Origin of the sequence: Shewanella psychromarinicola, from assembly GCF_003855155.1 — a bacterium.
GTDB classification, from domain to species: Bacteria; Pseudomonadota; Gammaproteobacteria; order Enterobacterales; family Shewanellaceae; genus Shewanella; species Shewanella psychromarinicola.
Genome location: NZ_CP034073.1, coordinates 2,739,007 through 2,759,879 on the forward strand (window position 1 = coordinate 2,739,007; position 20,873 = coordinate 2,759,879).

General features: G+C 45.1%; 20 protein-coding genes. 4 read left to right on the forward strand and 16 right to left on the reverse strand.

Annotated features, from left to right (window positions below):
• Positions 1–233: 233 nt before the first annotated feature.
• From EGC80_RS11975 to EGC80_RS12005, 7 genes are all read right to left on the reverse strand, one after another.
• The gene (locus EGC80_RS11975; RefSeq protein ID WP_198554713.1) at positions 234–542 is read right to left on the reverse strand and encodes an NADH-quinone oxidoreductase subunit K; all 309 of its coding nucleotides are present in this window, start codon (positions 540–542) and stop codon (positions 234–236) included.
• Positions 539–1,198 carry a hydrogen gas-evolving membrane-bound hydrogenase subunit E gene (mbhE, locus tag EGC80_RS11980; protein WP_124013938.1) on the reverse strand — a complete coding sequence of 220 codons (660 nt, stop codon included), beginning with the start codon at positions 1,196–1,198 and terminating at the stop codon, positions 539–541. Before mbhE ends, EGC80_RS11975 begins: the two co-directional genes overlap by 4 nt.
• 173 nt (positions 1,199–1,371) lie before the next feature.
• Entirely contained in the window at positions 1,372–1,704 is a 333-nt protein-coding gene (locus EGC80_RS11985; protein WP_206191877.1) for a Na(+)/H(+) antiporter subunit B, read from the reverse strand.
• Positions 1,692–1,991, reverse strand: coding sequence for a monovalent cation/H(+) antiporter subunit G (gene mnhG, locus EGC80_RS11990; protein ID WP_101030183.1), 300 nt, complete (start codon positions 1,989–1,991; stop codon positions 1,692–1,694). Before mnhG ends, EGC80_RS11985 begins: the two co-directional genes overlap by 13 nt.
• Positions 1,978–2,199 (reverse strand): monovalent cation/H+ antiporter complex subunit F, encoded by a 222-nt coding sequence (locus tag EGC80_RS11995; protein WP_407695566.1) that lies wholly within the window; start codon positions 2,197–2,199, stop codon positions 1,978–1,980. Before EGC80_RS11995 ends, mnhG begins: the two co-directional genes overlap by 14 nt.
• Positions 2,200–2,287: 88 nt before the next feature.
• Entirely contained in the window at positions 2,288–2,473 is a 186-nt protein-coding gene (locus EGC80_RS12000; protein ID WP_124013937.1) for an adenine nucleotide alpha hydrolase family protein, read from the reverse strand.
• Positions 2,474–3,163: 690 nt separating this feature from the next.
• The gene (locus EGC80_RS12005) at positions 3,164–3,712 is read right to left on the reverse strand and encodes a Na+/H+ antiporter subunit E (protein ID WP_124013936.1); all 549 of its coding nucleotides are present in this window, start codon (positions 3,710–3,712) and stop codon (positions 3,164–3,166) included.
• Between the two features lie 1,299 nt (positions 3,713–5,011).
• Here EGC80_RS12005 and EGC80_RS12010 point away from each other — a divergent pair.
• A complete protein-coding gene (locus tag EGC80_RS12010) occupies positions 5,012–5,890 on the forward strand; it encodes a universal stress protein (RefSeq protein ID WP_101030188.1) in 879 nt (292 codons plus the stop codon).
• 146 nt (positions 5,891–6,036) lie between these two features.
• On the opposite strand, the gene EGC80_RS12015 is transcribed toward EGC80_RS12010, so the two are convergent.
• From EGC80_RS12015 to EGC80_RS12050, 8 genes are all read right to left on the reverse strand, one after another.
• Positions 6,037–6,693: a 3-oxoacid CoA-transferase subunit B gene (locus EGC80_RS12015; RefSeq protein ID WP_124013935.1), complete on the reverse strand. Its 657-nt coding sequence runs from the start codon at positions 6,691–6,693 to the stop codon at positions 6,037–6,039.
• Positions 6,694–6,706: 13 nt separating this feature from the next.
• Entirely contained in the window at positions 6,707–7,423 is a 717-nt protein-coding gene (locus EGC80_RS12020; protein ID WP_101030190.1) for a CoA transferase subunit A, read from the reverse strand.
• A gap of 73 nt (positions 7,424–7,496) precedes the next feature.
• Positions 7,497–8,399 carry a hydroxymethylglutaryl-CoA lyase gene (locus EGC80_RS12025; protein ID WP_101030191.1) on the reverse strand — a complete coding sequence of 301 codons (903 nt, stop codon included), beginning with the start codon at positions 8,397–8,399 and terminating at the stop codon, positions 7,497–7,499.
• On the reverse strand, positions 8,400–10,430 hold the full coding sequence (locus EGC80_RS12030) for an acetyl/propionyl/methylcrotonyl-CoA carboxylase subunit alpha (RefSeq protein ID WP_124013934.1): 2,031 nt from the start codon (positions 10,428–10,430) through the stop codon (positions 8,400–8,402). It lies immediately after the preceding gene.
• Positions 10,430–11,245 (reverse strand): enoyl-CoA hydratase-related protein, encoded by an 816-nt coding sequence (locus EGC80_RS12035; RefSeq protein WP_101030193.1) that lies wholly within the window; start codon positions 11,243–11,245, stop codon positions 10,430–10,432. The genes EGC80_RS12030 and EGC80_RS12035 overlap by 1 nt, the downstream gene beginning before the upstream one ends.
• 37 nt (positions 11,246–11,282) lie before the next feature.
• The gene (locus EGC80_RS12040; protein ID WP_124013933.1) at positions 11,283–12,890 is read right to left on the reverse strand and encodes a carboxyl transferase domain-containing protein; all 1,608 of its coding nucleotides are present in this window, start codon (positions 12,888–12,890) and stop codon (positions 11,283–11,285) included.
• 92 nt (positions 12,891–12,982) lie between these two features.
• Entirely contained in the window at positions 12,983–14,152 is a 1,170-nt protein-coding gene (locus EGC80_RS12045; RefSeq protein WP_124013932.1) for an isovaleryl-CoA dehydrogenase, read from the reverse strand.
• 141 nt (positions 14,153–14,293) lie between these two features.
• A complete protein-coding gene (locus EGC80_RS12050; protein ID WP_101034624.1) occupies positions 14,294–14,704 on the reverse strand; it encodes a MerR family transcriptional regulator in 411 nt (136 codons plus the stop codon).
• A gap of 318 nt (positions 14,705–15,022) precedes the next feature.
• Here EGC80_RS12050 and EGC80_RS12055 point away from each other — a divergent pair, with 318 nt between their 5' ends.
• The gene (locus EGC80_RS12055) at positions 15,023–16,945 is read left to right on the forward strand and encodes a propionyl-CoA synthetase (RefSeq protein ID WP_124013931.1); all 1,923 of its coding nucleotides are present in this window, start codon (positions 15,023–15,025) and stop codon (positions 16,943–16,945) included.
• A gap of 331 nt (positions 16,946–17,276) precedes the next feature.
• Positions 17,277–18,806 carry an NADP-dependent phosphogluconate dehydrogenase gene (gndA, locus tag EGC80_RS12060; RefSeq protein ID WP_124693481.1) on the forward strand — a complete coding sequence of 510 codons (1,530 nt, stop codon included), beginning with the start codon at positions 17,277–17,279 and terminating at the stop codon, positions 18,804–18,806.
• Between the two features lie 99 nt (positions 18,807–18,905).
• On the opposite strand, the gene EGC80_RS12065 is transcribed toward gndA, so the two are convergent.
• Positions 18,906–19,799, reverse strand: coding sequence for a 1,4-dihydroxy-2-naphthoate polyprenyltransferase (locus EGC80_RS12065; protein WP_267898620.1), 894 nt, complete (start codon positions 19,797–19,799; stop codon positions 18,906–18,908).
• Positions 19,800–20,005: 206 nt separating this feature from the next.
• Here EGC80_RS12065 and tesB point away from each other — a divergent pair, with 206 nt between their 5' ends.
• Positions 20,006–20,866 (forward strand): acyl-CoA thioesterase II, encoded by an 861-nt coding sequence (gene tesB / locus EGC80_RS12070; protein ID WP_124013928.1) that lies wholly within the window; start codon positions 20,006–20,008, stop codon positions 20,864–20,866.
• The last annotated feature ends 7 nt before the right edge of the window (positions 20,867–20,873 follow it).

The following is a 20,873-nucleotide window of genomic DNA, read 5'->3' on the forward strand; positions in this document are numbered from 1 at the left end:
ACTGTAGAACTCTTTTACGAACCCCGACAGCTCAACAAGCCGGGGCCTGCCAGTTCCAAATATGGCCATATACCATCGAGTGGATCGCAGACCTGAAGCATAAAAATTCGACTAATTTGTCTGGTAGTCCTTTCTTGCTGTACTGCAATCTTTGGTTGTGTAGTCTGCATGGCACTCAATCATTGAGACAATATGACATGGCCTATATTTTCTCGGTCCCAGACACCGAGATATCATTCACAATCTCTGTCCACGAGTTCGATTTTTCCGATTGCCTTTTTTATCCTTAGCATCAAAATGAGTGCCAGCGCAGTCGCTGACACGGCAACCACGATACCGGTAATCACCATGGCATGAGGCACAGGATCTGGTTGGACATCATTATTACGTGAAGCCAATGATACCAAAACCAGAAACACCCCGGTGCACATCACATTGATAGCCAGTATTTTGCGCAGCAAATTAGCATAAACGATTAAAGCGTGCAGGCCCAAAACGAGCAAACCCAACCCAAGTAGTGCATAGAGGTAAATATGGCTCACTTGTCTTCCCCCTTCGGCCGCCCACCGAGGAACAGTGCCGCCAGTGTTGCACCGATGGAAAGGGTAGCCGCCGATTCGATCATCAACATCAGTTCACTGGCCAAAGTTGGTGGATATTGTAAGAATTCGTCTCCGATCAGCAACGCCCCCGTACCGGCCATTACAAACATACCTAGACCCAAGACTAAAAGTACTCTCAACGGAAGCCCTGAGTAACGGTTGTCTATCCTCCATCCGCAAAGCCGAAGCAGTACACCAGCCGCTCCCAGAAGAGCACCTGCTTGAAAGGCTCCCCCCGGCGCATCGGCGCCTGTCCACAGCAGGTACCCGGCGACCAAAATAAACACGGGAACCAGCTGACGTGACATGATGTCCAGAATCAGGTCCGGGTCTGATCCGCGATAAGCCGGCATATCGCCCAAAGACCACACGCCAAGCAGAGCTGCCAGCAATACTGCCATTTCCAGCAAAGTGTCGTAACCGCGAAAATTCAGAAGCACCGCACTCACAGGATTGTGCGCGCCACTGATCGTGATGCTGTCGGCAAGCATTGTTGGCAGATCTTGCGCAGGTTCAGGTATAGACAATACGGCATAACTGAGAACAACACCGAGCGCCAGCAATAACGGCAACAACAACCAAGGCTTGGTATCCATATTATCTCTCCTAGTTTTGCGCTGCCGCCAGACTTTGACTGGATTGCAGTTTATAAAAGGAAACAACACTGAAGTAGCTGACAAGGGGAAGGGGAGTCATAATGCCGCCAGTGTCTATCAGTGAAATGTTATTCATATCAGGTTCGAACTGATTCGGGTTATCCAGTATCTTTTTACTCCCCATTTGTTTCTCCCTCAATCGAATTATGTGGAATAATTTTCTGACCTTCCTCACCATCAGACACATCGACGCAGGGATCCTTAAGCCGCGCAAACGCCGCCAGCAACAGGGCGCCAGTCAGGCCAGCACCAATAGCCGCCTCAGCCAAGGCAAGATCAGGAGCATTAAGCCTTACCCAAGCTAAAGCCATTAACAATCCAAAATTGATAAACAGCACAATCGACTTGAACATATCCGGGCTGGCGAGTGCCTGCCAGGCTAGGTAAAACAAGCTCATTCCCAACAGGCTATCAAAGCCCCAGTAAAGCAGGTTTAACGCTTCCAAGGCTTGATACCTCGCTGCAATGCACGTCTTGCAATCAAATGGGACGTGGTTGCGCTAGCGAGCATAACGAACGCCCAGATAAGCAGCAGCTTCCCAACGATGAACCAGCTTTGTGCCTGAACAGCCAATCCTGCGACCACCAGACCCAGACCCACGTTGTCGGCTTTGGTCAAGGCATGTAAGCGAGTGTATACATCTGGAAACCGCAATAAACCCAGAGTGCCTGCTAGGAAGAAGACGCCCCCAGTGAAGAGCAGTATGCTGGAGAGGACATTAATGGGTGTCATGCTTTGTCTCCCTATCGCCCCAGACTCGCCGGACAAAGGTTACCGCGGTTACCGCCGCAAGTAAGGCTAATACCAACGCCACATCATGAAGGGCTGGTTTATCCGTCGCCTGAGCTAGTAATAACATTACAGCCACTGATGTGGTGCCGAACAACTGAGCCGTCAACATGCGATCCGCTTCAGTGGGGCCGCGCAACACTCGCCACATTCCAACAATGAGATTCAGCAAGAGGAACAAAGCCAGTGAGATATATAGAGTTTGCATAGGGATTTAATCGTCCAATATAACCGAGGTTTTAAGGCCCCAGTGGTTTGACCGCGAGTAGGAAGCAATCTTTTTGATTCAGGATTGATTTTGCAGTATTTCCCATAACAACAAGATCGGCATCGATACGCCTAGCCAGCGCAGGTATTTGTTTACGAACCGCTTCCTTTACAAGATGGGTTTTGGGGTTAAGATAGTTAAAAGTATTCTGCACCATATTGACGCTTACCTCGCACACTAGATTATTCAGAATAGCCTCGTGTTGTGCCCAACATGCTGGACACAGGCGTTAATTTCTCTTTCCTATAACGCTTTAATTGCCATAACGTATGGATACATTTCAAAATATAGTTAATGCATGCACGATATGCCACTCGGCAGCATCGGCCAGAGCCAGAATACTGACAATTTAGTTTATGCCGAAATTCCCTCTCCGGTTGTAGATAAGTGTCATCGACATAGACTAGGATGACTCTGTGGGTCTTTGGCACGACTTGATTAACCAAACTGTACATAGGCACTTGGGCAAAATATGCATATCGTCACTGTCAAACAACCGTGCTAACCAATTTTGATATTCAGGAACTACTATCACTATATCGTGGCCGTTTTGCACAATATCACGTATGACTTTCAAGAAAGGAATGCCAACGTACACCTTAGTTTCGATCTTAATCCGTTTAGCTAATTGATCGACGAATGCTTCTAGTCGTTGTTTGTGTATACTAACCATCGCGGCTGCAAATCGGCTAAGCCTGTGCCACCATCAGACATCCCAACTCTTCACATTAATGTATGGCGCCTCGTTAACTACCGTTAAGCAGGCCTGATTATTCTCGGCCAAAGTGACGCTACTCTCCAGCTCTTGTGCGCAAATGTCATTGGTTCCAACTGAAAACGTCTGTCTTTAAATATCTTGATTGCATTTATCTTCTTTAGCATCTTGCAAAGAGATCTTGAACATTTCGGCCACTATTTTTTCTAACGTCATTAGTTCCGACAACACATTTTTTCGTGTATCAAGCACATGAACTTTTAAATGGTTTTTTCCCAAATTGACACTCAATGTACCAGGTAACAGACTGACCGTATTAACCATGAATACACGGGATATTCCCGGTGGCAGATGTAAGGGAAAATCAATTAGGCCCGGGGCTATGGGTATTTTGGGATTTAATGCGCACCACGCGACATCTGCACCACCACGAAGGGAGTTCCAAATAAAAAAAGGTACGAAGCGTGCAGAGTGAATCACCGAGCAGGAAAAAGGAGACACCAGTACCATACTTATCAACGTAGCAACGAGCACTACCGGAGCGCCAACCAACCATGAGTTGACTGACCCCTCAGTGAGCATCACCCACATAAAGGCAAAAGCAACCACGCGAAACCATGCTATTGGAAAATGAATATTCATCAAATCGTTAAACCAGCTTTTACTTGATAATCTACTCATCCCTCATCCCTTATCTCCTAGAACCATTTCGTCGTATAATGTAATACACCCATATACGGCATCATTACTAGGGGCAACTCCTATTTCTCCTAACCAGCGACAGCAGCCAATCTATAATCTGCTAATTCACTAAATATGCTTTGGAAAATGCTCGTTTATTCGTTTTATCGTGCTCCACCAAAGTGTAGGAGTGATCCCGTCTAGTTAGTCGTATTTCTGAATGATTACCGTTGGACTCCACCAGAAAAGAACGCTGCCGGTTCTATTTACATCATTAAATGACAAGAAGGCTTTTTTAATTTAGTTACTTCTCGTTATTGATAGAAGCACTATTTGCCTACACTTATGTAAAGGAACCTAGCGCACTGCAGAGCGTTTCTGCTCAGCTGGATCAATTTTCTTACAACTCCGAGTGACGAATATTATCGTATTTAATGGCTTATTTCATCATCGCAAACTCCGTTACTTCAATGTAATACACGCTAAAAAGATTTTATATTCAGAGTGTTAGTCATCCAATAAGCACATTTTTTACGATTCCACCATTTGAGGTCATCACAGTGTATTAAAGGGAAACTCCAAAGGTAGTGGTCAACAATTATTGGCCAAGGTTTTAGGAGCATTCCAATATAACCATTTAGATTAATTTGGCATCAGCCCGCAATCATATTGAGGAGCTTGGTTTCACTGTAATGTTGACCTTTCATCTGCTTCCTAAAAATGGGTACAACCACACGTCGGTATCCTTTCTTATTTTAGACTTCAAAAAAAGCGTTCCATTGGAGTATTAATCTTGCTGTGATTTATCCGACTACGATTGGCCCCTCTGTCGGTTACTAAGTTCATCCAAAACTCTACCAGCAACCAGAATGAGTGATATAACAAAGTTGTCTATTGCCATATCTCTCCCCTAAGTTGGTTAATATATAATTGATTCATATTGCTTTAAAAAAGTTGATTTCGATCAACTTTTGTACCGATACTTAAGCACAAACTTACGCTATTGGCTAATCTGAAAATAGTGACTTGTTCACGTTTTGCTCAGTTTTTTAACCTCATTTTTGCTGGTGGAATATTAGAGTGATAATTTATTGGCTACTCTAAAGATAGTTACTTGCTCACGTTTTGCTCAGTTTTTTAACCTCATTTTTGCTAGTGGAATATTAGCGTGATAATTAGTTGGGGAAGCCTGCTCGTCAGCTTTATTAAGCTTACCGATAGATGCTTGTTTAATGACGTGAATTGAGTTTTTTTCAAGCGTTTTACACAGTAAAAATTAGCTTGTATAAGGAGATTTAAATGGACAAAGTGTTTATTATTGCTCAAATGGAACAGGCACATACCGACGCGGTCGCCAGCGGATTGCAACTGGCTAAGCAACTGAACAAAACGGCGGAAGTCTTTGCTTATACTTATGCCTATTTCAGCGGTGCTGAAAGCTATAATCCTCGTTTAGTCAGCGTTGCTCAAAAGCAGTTAATGGATCAACGCCAAACCGACTTAAAGCAGCACTTAGCGGCGCTCAATGATGAGGATGTTCCGGTACACATGGTGTGGAGCAAATATTTATTTGAACATGCTTGTCATCATTCGATCCGTCATGGATTCGACCTTATGGTAAAGGCGGTGCATCATGCCGATCATTACTTACCTACAGATTGGCAATTAATACGCCATACTCGGATCCCGTTGTTATTGTTAACGGATAATCCGCTCCATAAAAGCAATACTATTCTGATGGCTGTCGATCTCGCTACCCATGATCCCATTAAACAACAGCTCAATAGCGTTGTGGCGGCTTATGGTAAGCAACTTGCCAAGGCTACGGGGGCTCAATTGCATTTAGCCTATATTCTTAGAGTGCCCAAAGTCTTGCGCGATATGGATTTACTTGATTGTGATGCCCTGGTGAAAAAGGCCTATAAAGACCATCAAAAACAGATAGCTAAATTTAATATGGATCCTGGATCCGTGCATATCATTGCTGGTGAACCAGAGCTGTGTTTATATGAGTTAGCCTGTAGACTGAAGAGTCAATACTTTGTGATTGGTGCGCGGCAACGACAGGGGGTTTTAGGACATATTATAGGCAATACTGCCGAATCAGTTTTGGGCCGCATGCGCACAAATGTATTGATTATTCCTGCGGATGATCAATTGCTTGCACCTTTAACCTAGTCGCTTAGTGTACACATTTACCGCCATACCCGCCGTCAGATCTGATCTCTGTTACTGAGCGGTTCATTTTCTATAATAAACAAAGCCCGTATCATTGAGTATATCAAGAGTCGCGGGCTTTGTTGATATTGACCGTTTACGCTTAATTAAAACGTCATTTCAGGTACGTGTACTGGGACGATTAACTTACCAGCGGTTTTGGCCACAATTTCTTCAACGGTAACGCCGGGCGCGCGCTCAAGTAAATGGAACGCACCTTCTTTAATTTCCATAAAAGCTAAATCGGTCATCACCCGTTTAATACAGCCGTAACCGGTTAGCGGTAACTCGCATTTTGACAATAGTTTAGAGTTGCCGTATTTGTCTGCGTGCATCATGGTGACAATAATATTGTCAGCACCGGCGACTAAATCCATCGCGCCGCCCATACCTTTAATCAGTTTTCCGGGGATCATCCATGAGGCAATTGAGCCGTTAATATCCACTTCAAATGCACCCAATACGGTGAGGTCGACATGGCCGCCACGGATCATGGCGAAGCTTTCTGCTGATGAAAAAAATGAAGCCCCTTTTACCGCTGTCACCGTTTGCTTACCAGCGTTGATAAGGTCTGCATCTATATTGTCTTCAGTAGGAAACTCGCCCATCCCCAACAAACCATTTTCTGACTGCAACATCACTTGTATGCCATCAGGAATATAGTTAGCTACAAGGGTAGGGATGCCAATGCCTAGGTTAACGTAAAAGCCATCTTGTAATTCTTTTGCTACGCGCTGGGCGAGTTGTTCTCTGGTCAATGCCATGGTGTTATCTCCCTTATTTTGCCGCAGCGGGTGCTGTTTTGACTGTGCGTTGCTCGATACGTTTTTCAAAGCTGGCTTTGATCACGCGATCGACATAAATACCCGGTGTATGAATGTGGTCTGGATCGAGCTCGCCAGGTTGAACAATTTCTTCTGCTTCAACTACGGTAATTTTACCCGCGGTGGCCATCATCGGATTGAAGTTAGCGGCGGTTTTGCGAAACACCAAGTTACCCATAGTATCGGCTTTCCACGCTCGCACTAAGGCAAAATCAGCGCTAAGTGATTCTTCTAATACGTAGTGACGACCTTTGATTTCACGGGTTTCTTTACCATCAGCAATGGGCGTGCCGTAACCTGTGGCGGTAAAAAACGCAGGTATGCCAGCGCCGCCAGCACGAATTTTTTCAGCTAGAGTGCCTTGCGGGGTTAATATAACGTTGAGCTCACCCGATAACATTTGTTGTTCAAAAGTGGCGTTTTCACCCACGTAAGAAGCGATCATGGTCGAAATTTGGTGTTGTTTCAGTAATAGCCCTAAACCAAAGTCATCGACACCGGCGTTGTTTGATATTGCCGTTAAGCCTTTAACGCCCAATTTAACCATGTGGTTAATTAACCCTTCTGGGATGCCACACAAACCAAAGCCGCCGACCATAATGGTCATGTCATCTTTTAATCCTGCTAGTGCTTCTTCATAGCTGTGGACGACTTTATTGAATCCTGCCATCTTGTTGTCCTTATGGTTATATTTATATCAACTGCCAGCGTTATGTCGTGCCAACTATTTTGAGTATATGTGATTATGCTCTGATTGCATTTGCTACTTTGGACCCATTAGTGCGCCCCAATGCGCGACTAATAGTGTCGCCAGCTAGTGCAAGTTTTGTTAAGTCTATGCCCGTTTCTATGCCCATGCCATGGAGCATGTAAACAAGATCTTCTGTGGCTAAATTACCCGATGCACCTTTGGCGTAAGGGCAGCCTCCAAGGCCGGCTACCGAAGCGTCAAACACGCTGACACCTGTTTCAAGGCAGGCGAGTATATTGGCAAGTGCCTGACCGTAAGTGTCATGAAAATGCAGGGCTAATTTATCCACGGGTACCACATTAGCAACAGCTTCGACCATTTTACGGGCTTGGTTTGGTGTGCCAACGCCAATGGTGTCGCCAAGGGATATTTCGTAGCAACCCATCTTATAAAGGATTTCAGATACTCTAGCGACTTCACTGACGTTAATATGGCCTTCGTATGGGCAACCGAGTACACAAGACACATAACCGCGCACGGCAATATTGTGCTTTTTGGCAGTTTCAATCAGCGGAATAAAGCGCTCTATTGACTCATCAATGGAGCAATTAATATTTTTTTGGCTAAAGGTTTCTGATGCCGCGCCAAAAATGGCCACTTCATCAGCGCCAGCAGCGAGTGCCAGTTCAAAGCCTTTTAAGTTAGGCGTTAATGCACTGTAAACCACGCCAAGGCGGCGATTAATTTGACGTTTAAGTTGCTGAAATACCGCATCCGAGTCGGCCATTTGTGGCACCCACTTAGGCGACACAAAGCTGCCAGCTTCAATACGCTTAATACCCGCATCGGCTAGTTGCTCAATCAGTGTCAGCTTGTCTGCGGTTGTTACCGGCGTTTCATTTTGCAAACCATCACGGGCGCCGACTTCAAAAACGCTCACTTTAGTGGGCAGCATTTATGCTTCCTCGACGCTGGTTTCATTCACTAATGGCTCAACATTTAAAAGTTGGGCACCATCGCTGACAAGCTCGCCGCTTTGGAAGTAAAATTCACTGACTACGCCATCAAACGGCGCTTCAATGGTGTATTCCATTTTCATCGCTTCCATTACGAGCAAACCCTGGCCTGCTTTGACTTCATCGCCCACTTCCACTAAATGGGTCACCACGGTGCCATTCATTGGCGCTTTAAGTTTATCTGCATGGTTAACCACGTCCTCGGCCACTTGTGCCAAGATGGCTTTAAAGTGGTAACTGCCTGACGGTAAGAACAGGGTGAAGTCATCACCTTGATGGCTTACTGGGATTTTACTTTTATGGCCGTTAATTTCTGCTAAGAGTAAATCGGCTTTCAGCTCACCCGCTAACGTCAGTACTTGGTCGTGTAAACACAGTTGATATTGCTCGCCAACGGCGGTGAGTAACAAATCATGTTGCTGAACATCGGCTGCGGCATCGGTTAATAACGACACCCGATGTACGCTGGAGCTGTTTAATCTAAAGCCGCTCACTAAGCCCCACGGTGAGTATGGGTCAGCGCTATTAATTGCCAATGCTTTAGCCGCATGCTTACGTGACAGTACTTGAAAAAGCCCTGCTAGGGCTAATGCGGTATCGGCTTCAATGGCCGCATCACCAATTAAGGTGTCGCCATAACGTTCAATAAAGTCAGTACAGAAGTCTGCAGCAGCAAAGGCTGGGTGTTCAGCTATGTTGGCTAAAAACTCGATGTTATGTTTAAGGCCACTTATTTGGTATGACTCAAGCGCATGTACTAAGCGTTGCAGTGCGCTTGGTCGCGACTCATCCCACACAATCAATTTGGCGATCATTGGGTCATAAAAGTTACTGATGACATCGTTTTCACGAATGCCCGAGTCGATACGCACATGGCGATTTTGCTCAGGTTCACGCAAAAAGTTGAGCTTACCGCTGGCGGGTAAAAATTCGTTTTGGGGATCTTCAGCGTAAATACGCACTTCAAATGAATGACCATGAATACGCACTTCATCTTGGCGAAGCGGTAATTCATTGCCACTGGCCACAAGAAGCTGCCATTTGACAAGATCTTGGCCGGTGACCATTTCGGTGACGGGGTGTTCGACCTGTAAACGGGTATTCATTTCCATAAAGTAAAAGCGGTTGTCGGTATCAAGTAAAAACTCAACCGTACCGGCACCGACGTAATCAATCGCCTTAGCGGCGGCAACCGCGGCATTACCCATCTGGGCGCGTAACTCATCTGATAAACCCGGTGCAGGCGCCTCTTCAACCACTTTTTGATGGCGACGTTGAATGGAGCAGTCTCGATCGGATAAGTAAATGGCATTACCTTGACTGTCGGCAAACACTTGTACTTCAACATGGCGAGGTTGACGTAAGTAGCGTTCCATCAAGAGTTTATCGTTACCAAATGACGAGCTGGCTTCACGGCGTGCGGAGTTAATCGCTTCAAGGATTTCGCCGTCGTTTTCGACGATGCGCATACCTTTTCCGCCGCCACCATAAGCCGCTTTAATTAATAGCGGAAAGCCAACGGCTTTAGCTTCGGCAATCAAGGTAGCGTCAGTTTGATCTTCACCATGATAACCCGGCACTAGCGGTACATTGGCCTTAGACATGATTTCTTTAGCGGCACTTTTACTGCCCATAGCATCAATCGCGTCACTACCTGGACCAACAAAGACGATGCCATTTTGTTCACATTTGCGGGCGAAATCGGCATTTTCAGACAGAAAACCATAACCAGGATGGATGGCTTCTGCGCCTGACTTTTTTGCAATCTCGATAATTAAATCGGCTTTTAAATACGAGTCAGCAGGGGCACTACCACCTAAGTAAAACGACTCATCTGCCATGGCCACATGACGGGCGTCTTTGTCGGCGTCAGAATACAAAGCAATGGTGCGTACCCCCATGGTTTGGGCCGTTTTAATAATACGACAAGCAATTTCACCACGGTTTGCGATCAGTAATTTGGTAAACATTATTGGGCTCCTTGTGGATCAGATTTGGCGGTTTGCCATGCTGGGGGTCTTTTTTCAAAAAAGGCATTAAGACCTTCTTGACCTTCATCTGATACTCGAATTCGAGCAATCTGCTCGCTGGTGAAATTGAGCGTAGCGTCGTCGATCACGCCATCTTCTAATCGTGATACTAAGGTTTTTACCCATGCCATGCCTTGTGGACTGTTGGCATTAAACGCGGCAATAAATGGCGCAGCAGCGGCGTCTAAATCATCATTGATCTCGTGGACCACTTGATGGGTTAAGGCTACATCGGCACTAAAACGTTCTGCGGTCAGCATAAAGCGACGAGATTGGCGGTTACCCATGGCGCGCAACACATACGGACTTATTACTGCGGGAATAAGACCGAGTTTCACTTCGCTTAAACAGAAGCTAGCGCGAGCAGTGGCAATGGCAATGTCGCAGCAACAAATCAGCCCTAATGCACCACCAAAGGCGGCACCTTGAACGAGGGCGATGGTTGGTTTGGGAAACTTGTCCAGTACATGCATCAGCTTGGCAAGCTCATGGGCGTCAGCAAGGTTTTGGCCAACGTCCATTTTTGCTTGTTTACGCATCCAGTTTAGGTCTGCACCTGCACTGAAGTTTTTGCCATTGGCACGTAAAATGAGCATATTGCATTGACTGTCACTGGCAAAGGTTTCGATGGCGTTGATCATTTCGCTGATCATCACTTCATCAAAAGCATTGTGAACTTCGGCCCGGTTTAAGGTGAGCTGTGCAACGCCTTGCGCTACACCACATTCAATGTGTTTATATTGGTTTGATAACATTGTACTTACTCCTAGTTAGTTGAATTAACCGCATGAGTTACATGCGAAACACCCCAAAACGGGTGTCTTCAATAGGAGCATTTAACGCTGCCGATAACGCTAATCCGACAACGTCACGAGTTTGTGCTGGGTCAATAATGCCATCATCCCAAAGACGGGCGCTGGCATGATACGGATGACCTTCTTTTTCGTATTGTTCAACAATGGGTTTACGGAAAGCTTGTTCATCTTCTGCAGACCATTCAACCCCTTTACGGGCTAAACCGTCACGGCGCACGGTGGCTAATACACCCGCAGCTTGTTCGCCGCCCATCACTGAAATACGGGCGTTAGGCCACATCCACATCATGGTGGGTTCAAATGCGCGGCCGCACATGCCGTAGTTACCGGCGCCATAACTGCCACCGATAATTACAGTAAATTTAGGTACATTGGCACAAGATACCGCAGTGACCATTTTGGCGCCGTGCTTGGCAATGCCTTCATGTTCGTACTTTTTACCCACCATAAAACCGGTGATATTTTGTAAGAACAATAAGGGGATTTTACGTTGGCAACACAGTTCAATGAAGTGAGCGCCTTTTTGCGCCGACTCGGAAAAAAGAATGCCGTTATTAGCCACAATTCCGACCGGATAACCATGGATGCGAGCAAACCCGCACACTAAGGTTGCGCCGTAGTTGGCTTTAAATTCGTCAAAGTCAGAATCGTCAACCACACGGGCAATCACTTCTTTTACATCGAACGGCTTTTTAAGGTCGGTACCGACAATGCCATACAATTCATGGATATCAAATTGTGGCGGCTTAGCTGGACTTAATAAGCTTTTGATGTGTTTTTGGTGATTCAAACGCAGTATAGCTCGGCGAGCAAGCTCGAGTGCGTGGTCGTCATTTTGCGCCAAGTGATCCGCAACACCAGATATTTTAGTGTGAACATCTGCGCCGCCGAGCTCTTCTGCACTGACTTCTTCTCCGGTTGCCGCTTTCACTAGTGGCGGCCCTGCTAAAAAGATGGTGCCCTGATCTTTAACAATAATAGATTCATCTGCCATCGCTGGCACATAGGCGCCGCCCGCGGTACATAAACCCATTACCACCGCAATTTGCGGAATACCTTTAGCTGACATTTGTGCTTGGTTATAGAAAATTCGGCCGAAATGATCCCGGTCAGGAAACACTTCATCTTGGCGGGGTAAATTGGCGCCCCCAGAATCAACTAGGTAAATACACGGTAAGTGACAGCGACTGGCAATGTCTTGGGCCCGTAAATGCTTTTTCACGGTGATAGGATAATAGGTACCGCCTTTTACTGTGGCATCGTTGGCGATGATCATGCATTCAACACCACTGACACGGCCGATACCAGCGATAACGCCGGCTGCAGGCACTTCTTCGTCATAGACTTCGTAGGCGGCAAATTGCGATAACTCTAAGAAGGGTGACCCGGGATCGAGTAGCTTTTCAACGCGTTGACGAGGCAATAATTTACCACGCGACAAGTGACGTTCAAGGGCAACAGGGCCACCGCCTTGTTCGATTTTTGCCAGCTTTTGTTGGAGATCGTTGACTAATAACGCCATGCTGTCTGACTTGGTTTTAAATTCGTCACTGCGAGGATTGATGCGGCTGCTCAGTTGCGTCATTTCTATGTCCTTAATGAAGCAAAAAAAAAGGGGCTTGATAAGGGCGACATGACACGTTGAATATGTCGCCCTACAGAGGGGGCAAATGTTGCTTACTTTGACTCGTTAAATAATTCGCGGCCAATTAACATGCGGCGGATTTCTGAGGTGCCCGCGCCAATTTCGTAAAGCTTGGCATCACGCAGTAAACGACCAGTGGCATACTCGTTAACATAACCATTGCCGCCAAGAAGTTGAATCGCATCTAAGGCCATTTTAGTCGCAAGCTCTGCGCTGTATAAAATGGCACCTGCTGCATCTTTACGAGTCGCTTCACCACGGTCACAAGACTTGGCCACGCTGTAAACATAAGCCTTTGCGGCATTCATGCCAGTGTACATATCGGCTAACTTACCTTGCACTAATTGGAATTGACCAATCGATTTGCCAAATTGTTCACGCTCATGAATGTAAGGTATGACGATGTCCATACACGCTGACATAATGCCTAATGGGCCGCCAGATAACACAACTCGTTCGTAATCAAGGCCACTCATTAACACTTTAATGCCGTTATTGAGGCCGCCTAAGATGTTTTCTTCTGGTACCTCACAGTCTTCAAACACCAATTCACAGGTGTTTGAACCGCGCATACCCAGCTTGTCGAGTTTTTGTGCCTGACTGAAACCTTTAGAATCGCGTTCAACAATAAACGCGGTAATGCCATGTGCACCCTTGTCTACATCTGTTTTAGCATAAATAACATAGGTGTGAGCGTCTGGGCCGTTAGTTATCCACATTTTGTTGCCATTCAGAATATAACGATCGCCTTCTTTACGGGCATGTAGCTTCATTGACACCACATCTGAACCGGCATTAGGTTCGCTCATGGCTAAGGCGCCAATATGCTCTCCACTGATCAGTTTAGGCAAATATTTTGTTTTTTGAGTGTCATTTCCATTACGGTTAATTTGGTTAACACACAAGTTTGAGTGAGCACCATAACTTAGGCCTATGGATGCCGATGCGCGTGAAATTTCTTCCATCGCAACGACATGGGCAAGATAGCCCATGTTGGCGCCACCATATTGCTCATCAACGGTTACGCCTAATAGCCCCATATCGCCAAGCACTGGCCATAATTGATTAGGGAAGGCGTTGTCGATATCGACTTGGGCGGCCATTGGGGCAATCTCGTTAGCGGCAAAACCACGAACGGCATCACGTAACATGTCTACGTCTTCACCTAAACCAAAGTTTAGGCTGGTATATAAGTCGCTCATATGCATGTGTCCTGTTGAATTTATTATTATCTGGCAAAACATTATCTACCAACGCTTATATGCGTTTTTGGCAGTGGAGTATTACGTTAGACTTAATTGAGTAAGCCTTTTATTATTATCAGTATTATGTCGCTAGTTGGCTTACTTGCTCTTTTTGAGGCTATTGTCTTCTAACGCGACTCGGCATTGCTGCTCGGCCGAATTCAGCTCCATTAGCACCACTTTAATGTCGTCCATTTGCTGCTGTAGAGCCGATTTTTTTTCATTAACTAAGTCAAGCATGGTGTTGAGCTGCGTTGAACTACTTTTATCTGCATCGTAAAGTTCAAATAGACGACGCGTTTCTGCTAACGAAAAACCGAGGCGTTTGCCGCGTAAAATGAGTTTTAACCGCACTCGGTCTTTCAGACTGTATATACGGGTTTGTCCGCGCCGCTTAGGTTTAATCAAACCTTGGTCTTCGTAAAAACGAATACTGCGGGTGGTGATATCAAATTCTTTTGATAAGTCACTGATTGAATACGTTGATTGAGGGCTATGGGTTGTGCTCATCATGTCACCAAAAGTGTTTCTTTTGATGCAAGATATATGAAGTTTACGTAAAGGTAAAGTTTGCATGGCTTTTTTCGATATAATACCGACAGTTAAAGTGTTATTTTTGCTTTCCACTCTATCGGTTGTTGTACTCTAACTAATTGTTATATTGTGTTTTATTTTAATAACTTGAACGTTCAACCTTAAGCTAAACACTTGGATGGATCTAACGGTTTTCTTATTGATTATCGTGGCTATTATCCTTTTGTCTAATAGGGCAATTTAATGAATTCTGCTCATAATCATTGTAATACAAGTTGATTAACGGAGAGCGATATGGCTGATTTAGGACTATCAATGCACGCACAATCGATAGCCGAGCCCGAAGTATTCTGGCTACAAGCCGCCGAAGCCATCAGTTGGGACCTTACTCCTAAAACAGTATTAGACGCCAGTCAAAAACCTTTTTATCGCTGGTTTGCCGATGGCAAGATGAATACCTGTTTTAATGCGGTAGACCGTCATGTGTTAGCTGGCCGAGGCGAACAAACAGCGATCCATTATATTAGCCCAGTGACACAGCATGAATATTCCGTTAGTTATCAATCGGTACTAGCGCAGGTTAAAAGACTGGCGGGCTTAATGGTCTCGCTGGGTGTAAAGAAAGGTGACCGTGTGGTGATTTACATGCCCATGGTGCCTGAAACGGCCTATGCCATGTTGGCGTGCGCGCGTATTGGCGCGATTCATTCTGTGGTCTTTGGTGGTTTTGCGGCCAATGAGTTGTCTACGCGGATTAATGATGCCAAGCCAAAATTGATTTTGTCTGCTTCATGCGGTATCGAACCTTCAGGTGTGGTGCCTTACAAACCGCTACTAGATGATGCTTTAGCTCAAGCTAGCCACCAAGTCGATCACTGTATTATTTTAAATCGTACTGAATACAAGGCTGAATTACTCTCGCCCCGCGATCTTGATTGGTATAATGCGCTGGTGGATGCGCCTGATGCTGATTGTGTATCGCTGGATGCAACTGACCCATTGTATGTGCTGTATACCTCAGGCACGACAGGACAACCGAAAGGGGTGGTGCGTGATAATGGCGGTCATGCAGTTGCATTGGCGTGGTCGATGAAACACATTTACGACACCGGTGTAGGTGATGTGTTTTGGGCTGCATCGGATGTTGGCTGGGTGGTAGGGCATTCATATATTGTTTATGGACCGCTATTGGTTGGTGCAACCACCGTTATGTATGAAGGTAAGCCCATTGGTACTCCTGATGCTGGCGCCTTTTGGCGGATTATCGAACAAAAGCAAGTTCGCAGCTTTTTTACTGCGCCGACTGCCATTAGAGCCATTAAACGCGAAGACCCTGAAGGCGACTTGATTAAGAAATTTGATTTAAGCTGCCTCAAGCAAATGTATTTAGCGGGTGAGCGCTGTGATCCAGACACCTTAAATTGGAGTCAGCATCATTTAGGTAAACCTGTGATTGATCATTGGTGGCAAACTGAAACAGGTTGGCCAGTAGCGGCAAACTTGATGGGAACCGATCCGATAGAAATTAAACCGGGATCGCCAGCGCGTGCCGTGCCGGGTTATCAAGTGGAGATCCTCGATGCGATGGGGCAACAAGTGGCACCCAATGAAAGCGGCAATGTGGTGATAAAGCAGCCATTACCTCCTGGCACATTAACGACCTTGTGGCAAAACGATAAACGTTATATTGACAGTTACTTATCTATGTATCCTGGATATTACTTAACCGGTGATGCTGGCTACATAGATGAAGATGGCTATTTGTACATTATGAGTCGCATCGACGACATTATTAATGTCGCAGGACATCGTTTATCAACAGGCCGATTTGAAGAAGTACTTTGTCAACATGATGCGGTTGCTGAGGCGGCGGTGATTGGTGTGCAAGATAAACTAAAAGGCCAAGTGCCTCTTGGGTTGGTGGTGCTTAAAAACGGCGTTACCTTGTCAGATGAAGCATTGTATAAAGAGTTGCTTGCACTGGTACGCCATGAAATAGGCCCCGTGGCTTCTTTTAGGCTAGTGAGTGCAGTACAAAAATTACCTAAAACCCGTTCAGGAAAAATATTGCGAGCCACAATGCGTAAAATTGCTGACAATCAAGATTACACCATGCCGGCCACCATTGAAGATCCACAAACCTTAGACATAGTACGTAATGCGCTCACTAAAATGGGTTATGCCAATGCGTTAACGACTGAGTTGACTAAATCTTAGTTCAGAGCTTTCTGTGGTACTCATCCCTTGTAATGAGACCATTACTCAGGCACAGCTGTGTTAGTCGACCTGCTAGTATACTTTTTAGTCATTTTATTTTAGCTTCAGTAGCGCGTCGACATTGTATTCGACTAATAAAAAATCAGAAACGCCAATGGTGTTTCTGATTTTTCCTATTGTAGCAATCTGTTAATTAAATTGAGCATACATTGTAAAAAACAGCGTTTCCGCATTTTGTTACTGGTAATTTAGTTACAAGAATCGCTATAATTGCCAACCAAATGGATTCGCACTACGCGATTAATCTCTGTGACCTGTGGGAACTACACTAATGAATAACCACATCCAACAATCACACGTCGGCGTTATCGGCCTTGGTGTTATGGGCAAGAACCTCGCATTAAACATTGCTGACAACGGCTACCATGTTGCAGTTTTCGATTTAGATACTCCAAAAGTCAACGCAGCTGTGGCTCAAGAAGAAAATGAGCGTAAAGCGGGTACGGCACCGCGCATGCAAGCTTGTAATAATCTTACAGAAATGCTTGCTAATTTAGTTGAGCCTCGAGTCATTGTATTATCTGTGCCTGCAGGAGCGCCTGTTGACGGAGTCTGTAAATCGTTAATCGAAGCTGGTATTGAAGCCAATGATATCGTTATTGATACGGGTAATAGTCTTTGGACTGACACAGTAGAGCGAGAGTCTCGCTATAAAGAACAGTTTATCTTTTTCAGTTCGGCTGTTTCAGGTGGTGAGGTTGGCGCGCGTTTTGGCCCTTCATTAATGCCCAGTGGCGATGAAAAAGCATGGCGTTATGTTGAACCTATTTGGAAAGCGATTGCCGCTAAAGTTGATTCAACCACTGGTTTACCTATAGAACGTTTTGAGCCGGGTAATCCGGTCACCGAAGGTGAGCCTTGTACTGCGTATATAGGTCCTGCAGGTTCTGGTCATTACGTTAAAATGGTTCATAACGGCATTGAATATGCGGATATGCAGCTTATTTGCGAAGCTTATCAATTGCTTAGTGATGGTTTAGGCATGTCAGCTCATGATGTCGGTGACATTTTCAATGGCTGGAATAAAGGTATTCTTAACAGTTACCTTATGGGCATTAGCGCTGAAGTCTTGCAACAAGCCGATCCGCTAACGGGTAAGCCATTAGTTGAAATGATCCTTGATAAAGCAGGTCAAAAAGGCACTGGTTTATGGACGGCAGTGAGCAGCTTGCAAATTGGTTGTCCGGCGCCAACGATTGCAGAAGCGGTATATGCTCGTGCTGTCAGTACTCAAAAAAACTTGCGTATGCAGCTAAGCACAACGCTAGCGGGTCCAGCTCCCGTTAGTTTTAGTGGTGCAGAGAAAACGGAATTTATTGCCAATCTTGAAGATGCTTTATATTGCGCTAAAGTCTGTTGTTATGCTCAAGGATTTGAGCTCATGGCGATGACAGCAAAAGAGCAAAATTGGGCTTTAGATTTTGCTGAAATAGCTAAAATATGGCGTGCAGGCTGTATTATTCGCGCGACGTTTTTGCAATCAATTACTAAGGCTTATCAAGAAGATGTAAGCCTTACAAACTTATTGATGGCCGATACCTTTAGTCAAACCTTGTCACAGAAGCAGCTTAACTGGCGTAAAACCGTTGCGGCCGCTGTTATGCAAGGCATTCCAGCACCATGTATTAGTTCGGCGATTGCATATTATGACAGTTACCGCAGTGAAACGTTACCAGCGAACTTACTACAAGGCCAACGTGATTTTTTCGGCTCGCACACTTTTGAACGTACTGATAAGCCAGCGGGTGAGAAATACCATTTAGATTGGAGTGCGAAGCAGCGTACTTTATCTAAAGTGTAATGACCTTCACACTTTAAAAAGGCGCCTGATTTTACAATGAGGCGCCTTTTTAATTATTCAGGACGTTAAGTGATAGATGACATTTAACAAATAGGACATTCAGGTTAGTGAAAAGTACAATCCAACGCTAAACAGCACGCTGAAAATCATAGTTAATTTAGCGGTTTGTCCCAATATCGGATTCAATGCTTCACCAGAATTCTCGTGAAATTCGCGGCTGAGATTACGCGCAATGATTAACGAGGCTCCCGATAACAATACCGGTAATCCATCCAATGAACCTAATAAAAATCCCGCGATAATGATACCAAAAGGTAAGTAGACAAAACTTTGATATAGCACTTTAGCCTGTGCTTCTCCTATTCTCACCGCAAGGGTGTTTTTACCTGCTTTGGTGTCGGTTGAAATATCTCTAGTGTTATTGACCAGCATGATGGCAGCATTAAAAAAGCCAATGGCACAACCGAGTAACCATGCTGTTATGGTGGTAGTTCCTGCTTGTAAATAGTAACTGCCAACAACGGCCACTAAACCAAAAAAAACAAATGCTGCTATTTCGCCTAATCCATGTGAGGCAAGTGGATAGGGACCGCCGCTATAACATAACGCGCCTAAAATAGAGGCTGCAGCAAGAATGGCAATAGGCCATCCTCCGTGAAGTATTAATAATGAACCGACTAATAATGATGTGATCAAGCAGCCTATCATGGCATTTCGAACTGATGAGGGCGCTAGGATACCACTTTGAGTCACTCTTACAGGTCCGATACGCTCTTCGGTGTCAATGCCATTTTTAAAGTCAAAGTAGTCATTAGCGAGATTAACTGAAATTTGTAATAATACGGCACATAGCATTGAGGTAAACGCGATGAGTAAGCTAAAGTGTTCGAGTCCAATTGCCAGCATGTTTCCGATTAATAATGGACCAATTGCCGCAGGGAGCGTTCGAGGACGAATAGCAATAAACCATGATTGCATTGAGCTAGGTTGCATAATATTGTGAAACGCAGTGTTGATTAGTCATGTTAATAGCATACCAAAAATTCAATTACGGTGCAGATATGAATCTTTGCGTTGCATCACTCTTTTGCGATTTGTCATAAGATAGCTGAAATACAACAATTACCATAGAATAAGCTAGAAAACATAAGCTTAACTAAGGTAACCTTAACGTTAATCCATGTCGTAAAGAAGGTGTTATGAGTCAGGTATTAAACGATTTATTGTCATTGTTGTCACTTGAGCAAATTGAATTAGGCTTGTTTCGTGGTCAGAGTCAAGATTTAGGCTTCGGGCATGTGTTTGGGGGCCAAGTGATGGGACAAGCGTTAAGTGCTGCAAAACAAACGGTTAGCGAAGATCGCCATGCACATTCTTTGCATTCATACTTTTTGCGTGCCGGTGATGAAAAGTTACCGATAATTTATGATGTTGAAAATATGCGTGATGGAGGCAGTTTTAGTGCGCGTAGTGTGAAGGCTATTCAGAAAGGTCGACCCATTTTTTACATGATATGTTCGTTCCAAACAGTCGAAGAAGGCTTTGAACATCAAGATCTCATGCCTGATGTGCCAGGACCTGAAGGTTTATTGAATCAGCAAGAACTCGCGATGACCATGCGTGATAAAGTACCTGCGAAAATGCTCGAAAAATTTATGGCAGATTCTCCGATTGAAATGCGTTTAGTTCACCCCGTTCATCCTATTGCGCCAAGTGCCACAGAGCCTAAACGGTATGTATGGTTGCGTGCCAATGGAAAAATCCCATCAGACCACAGCATTCAAGAATATTTATTAGCTTATGCATCGGATTTTAATTTTTTAATGACGGCAACTCAACCGCACGGTGTGTCATTTTTAACCCCAGGTATGCGTATGGCCACCATTGATCATGCTATGTGGTTTCATCGTCCATTTAATATGGGAGAATGGCTCCTATACTGTATTGATAGCCCTAATGCTGGCGGTGGACGTGGATTTGTGAAAGGGCAGTTTTTTGATCAGCGAGGACGTCTTGTGGCTTCTGCCACACAGGAAGGTTTACTCAGAATGACCAAGTAGGACGCTA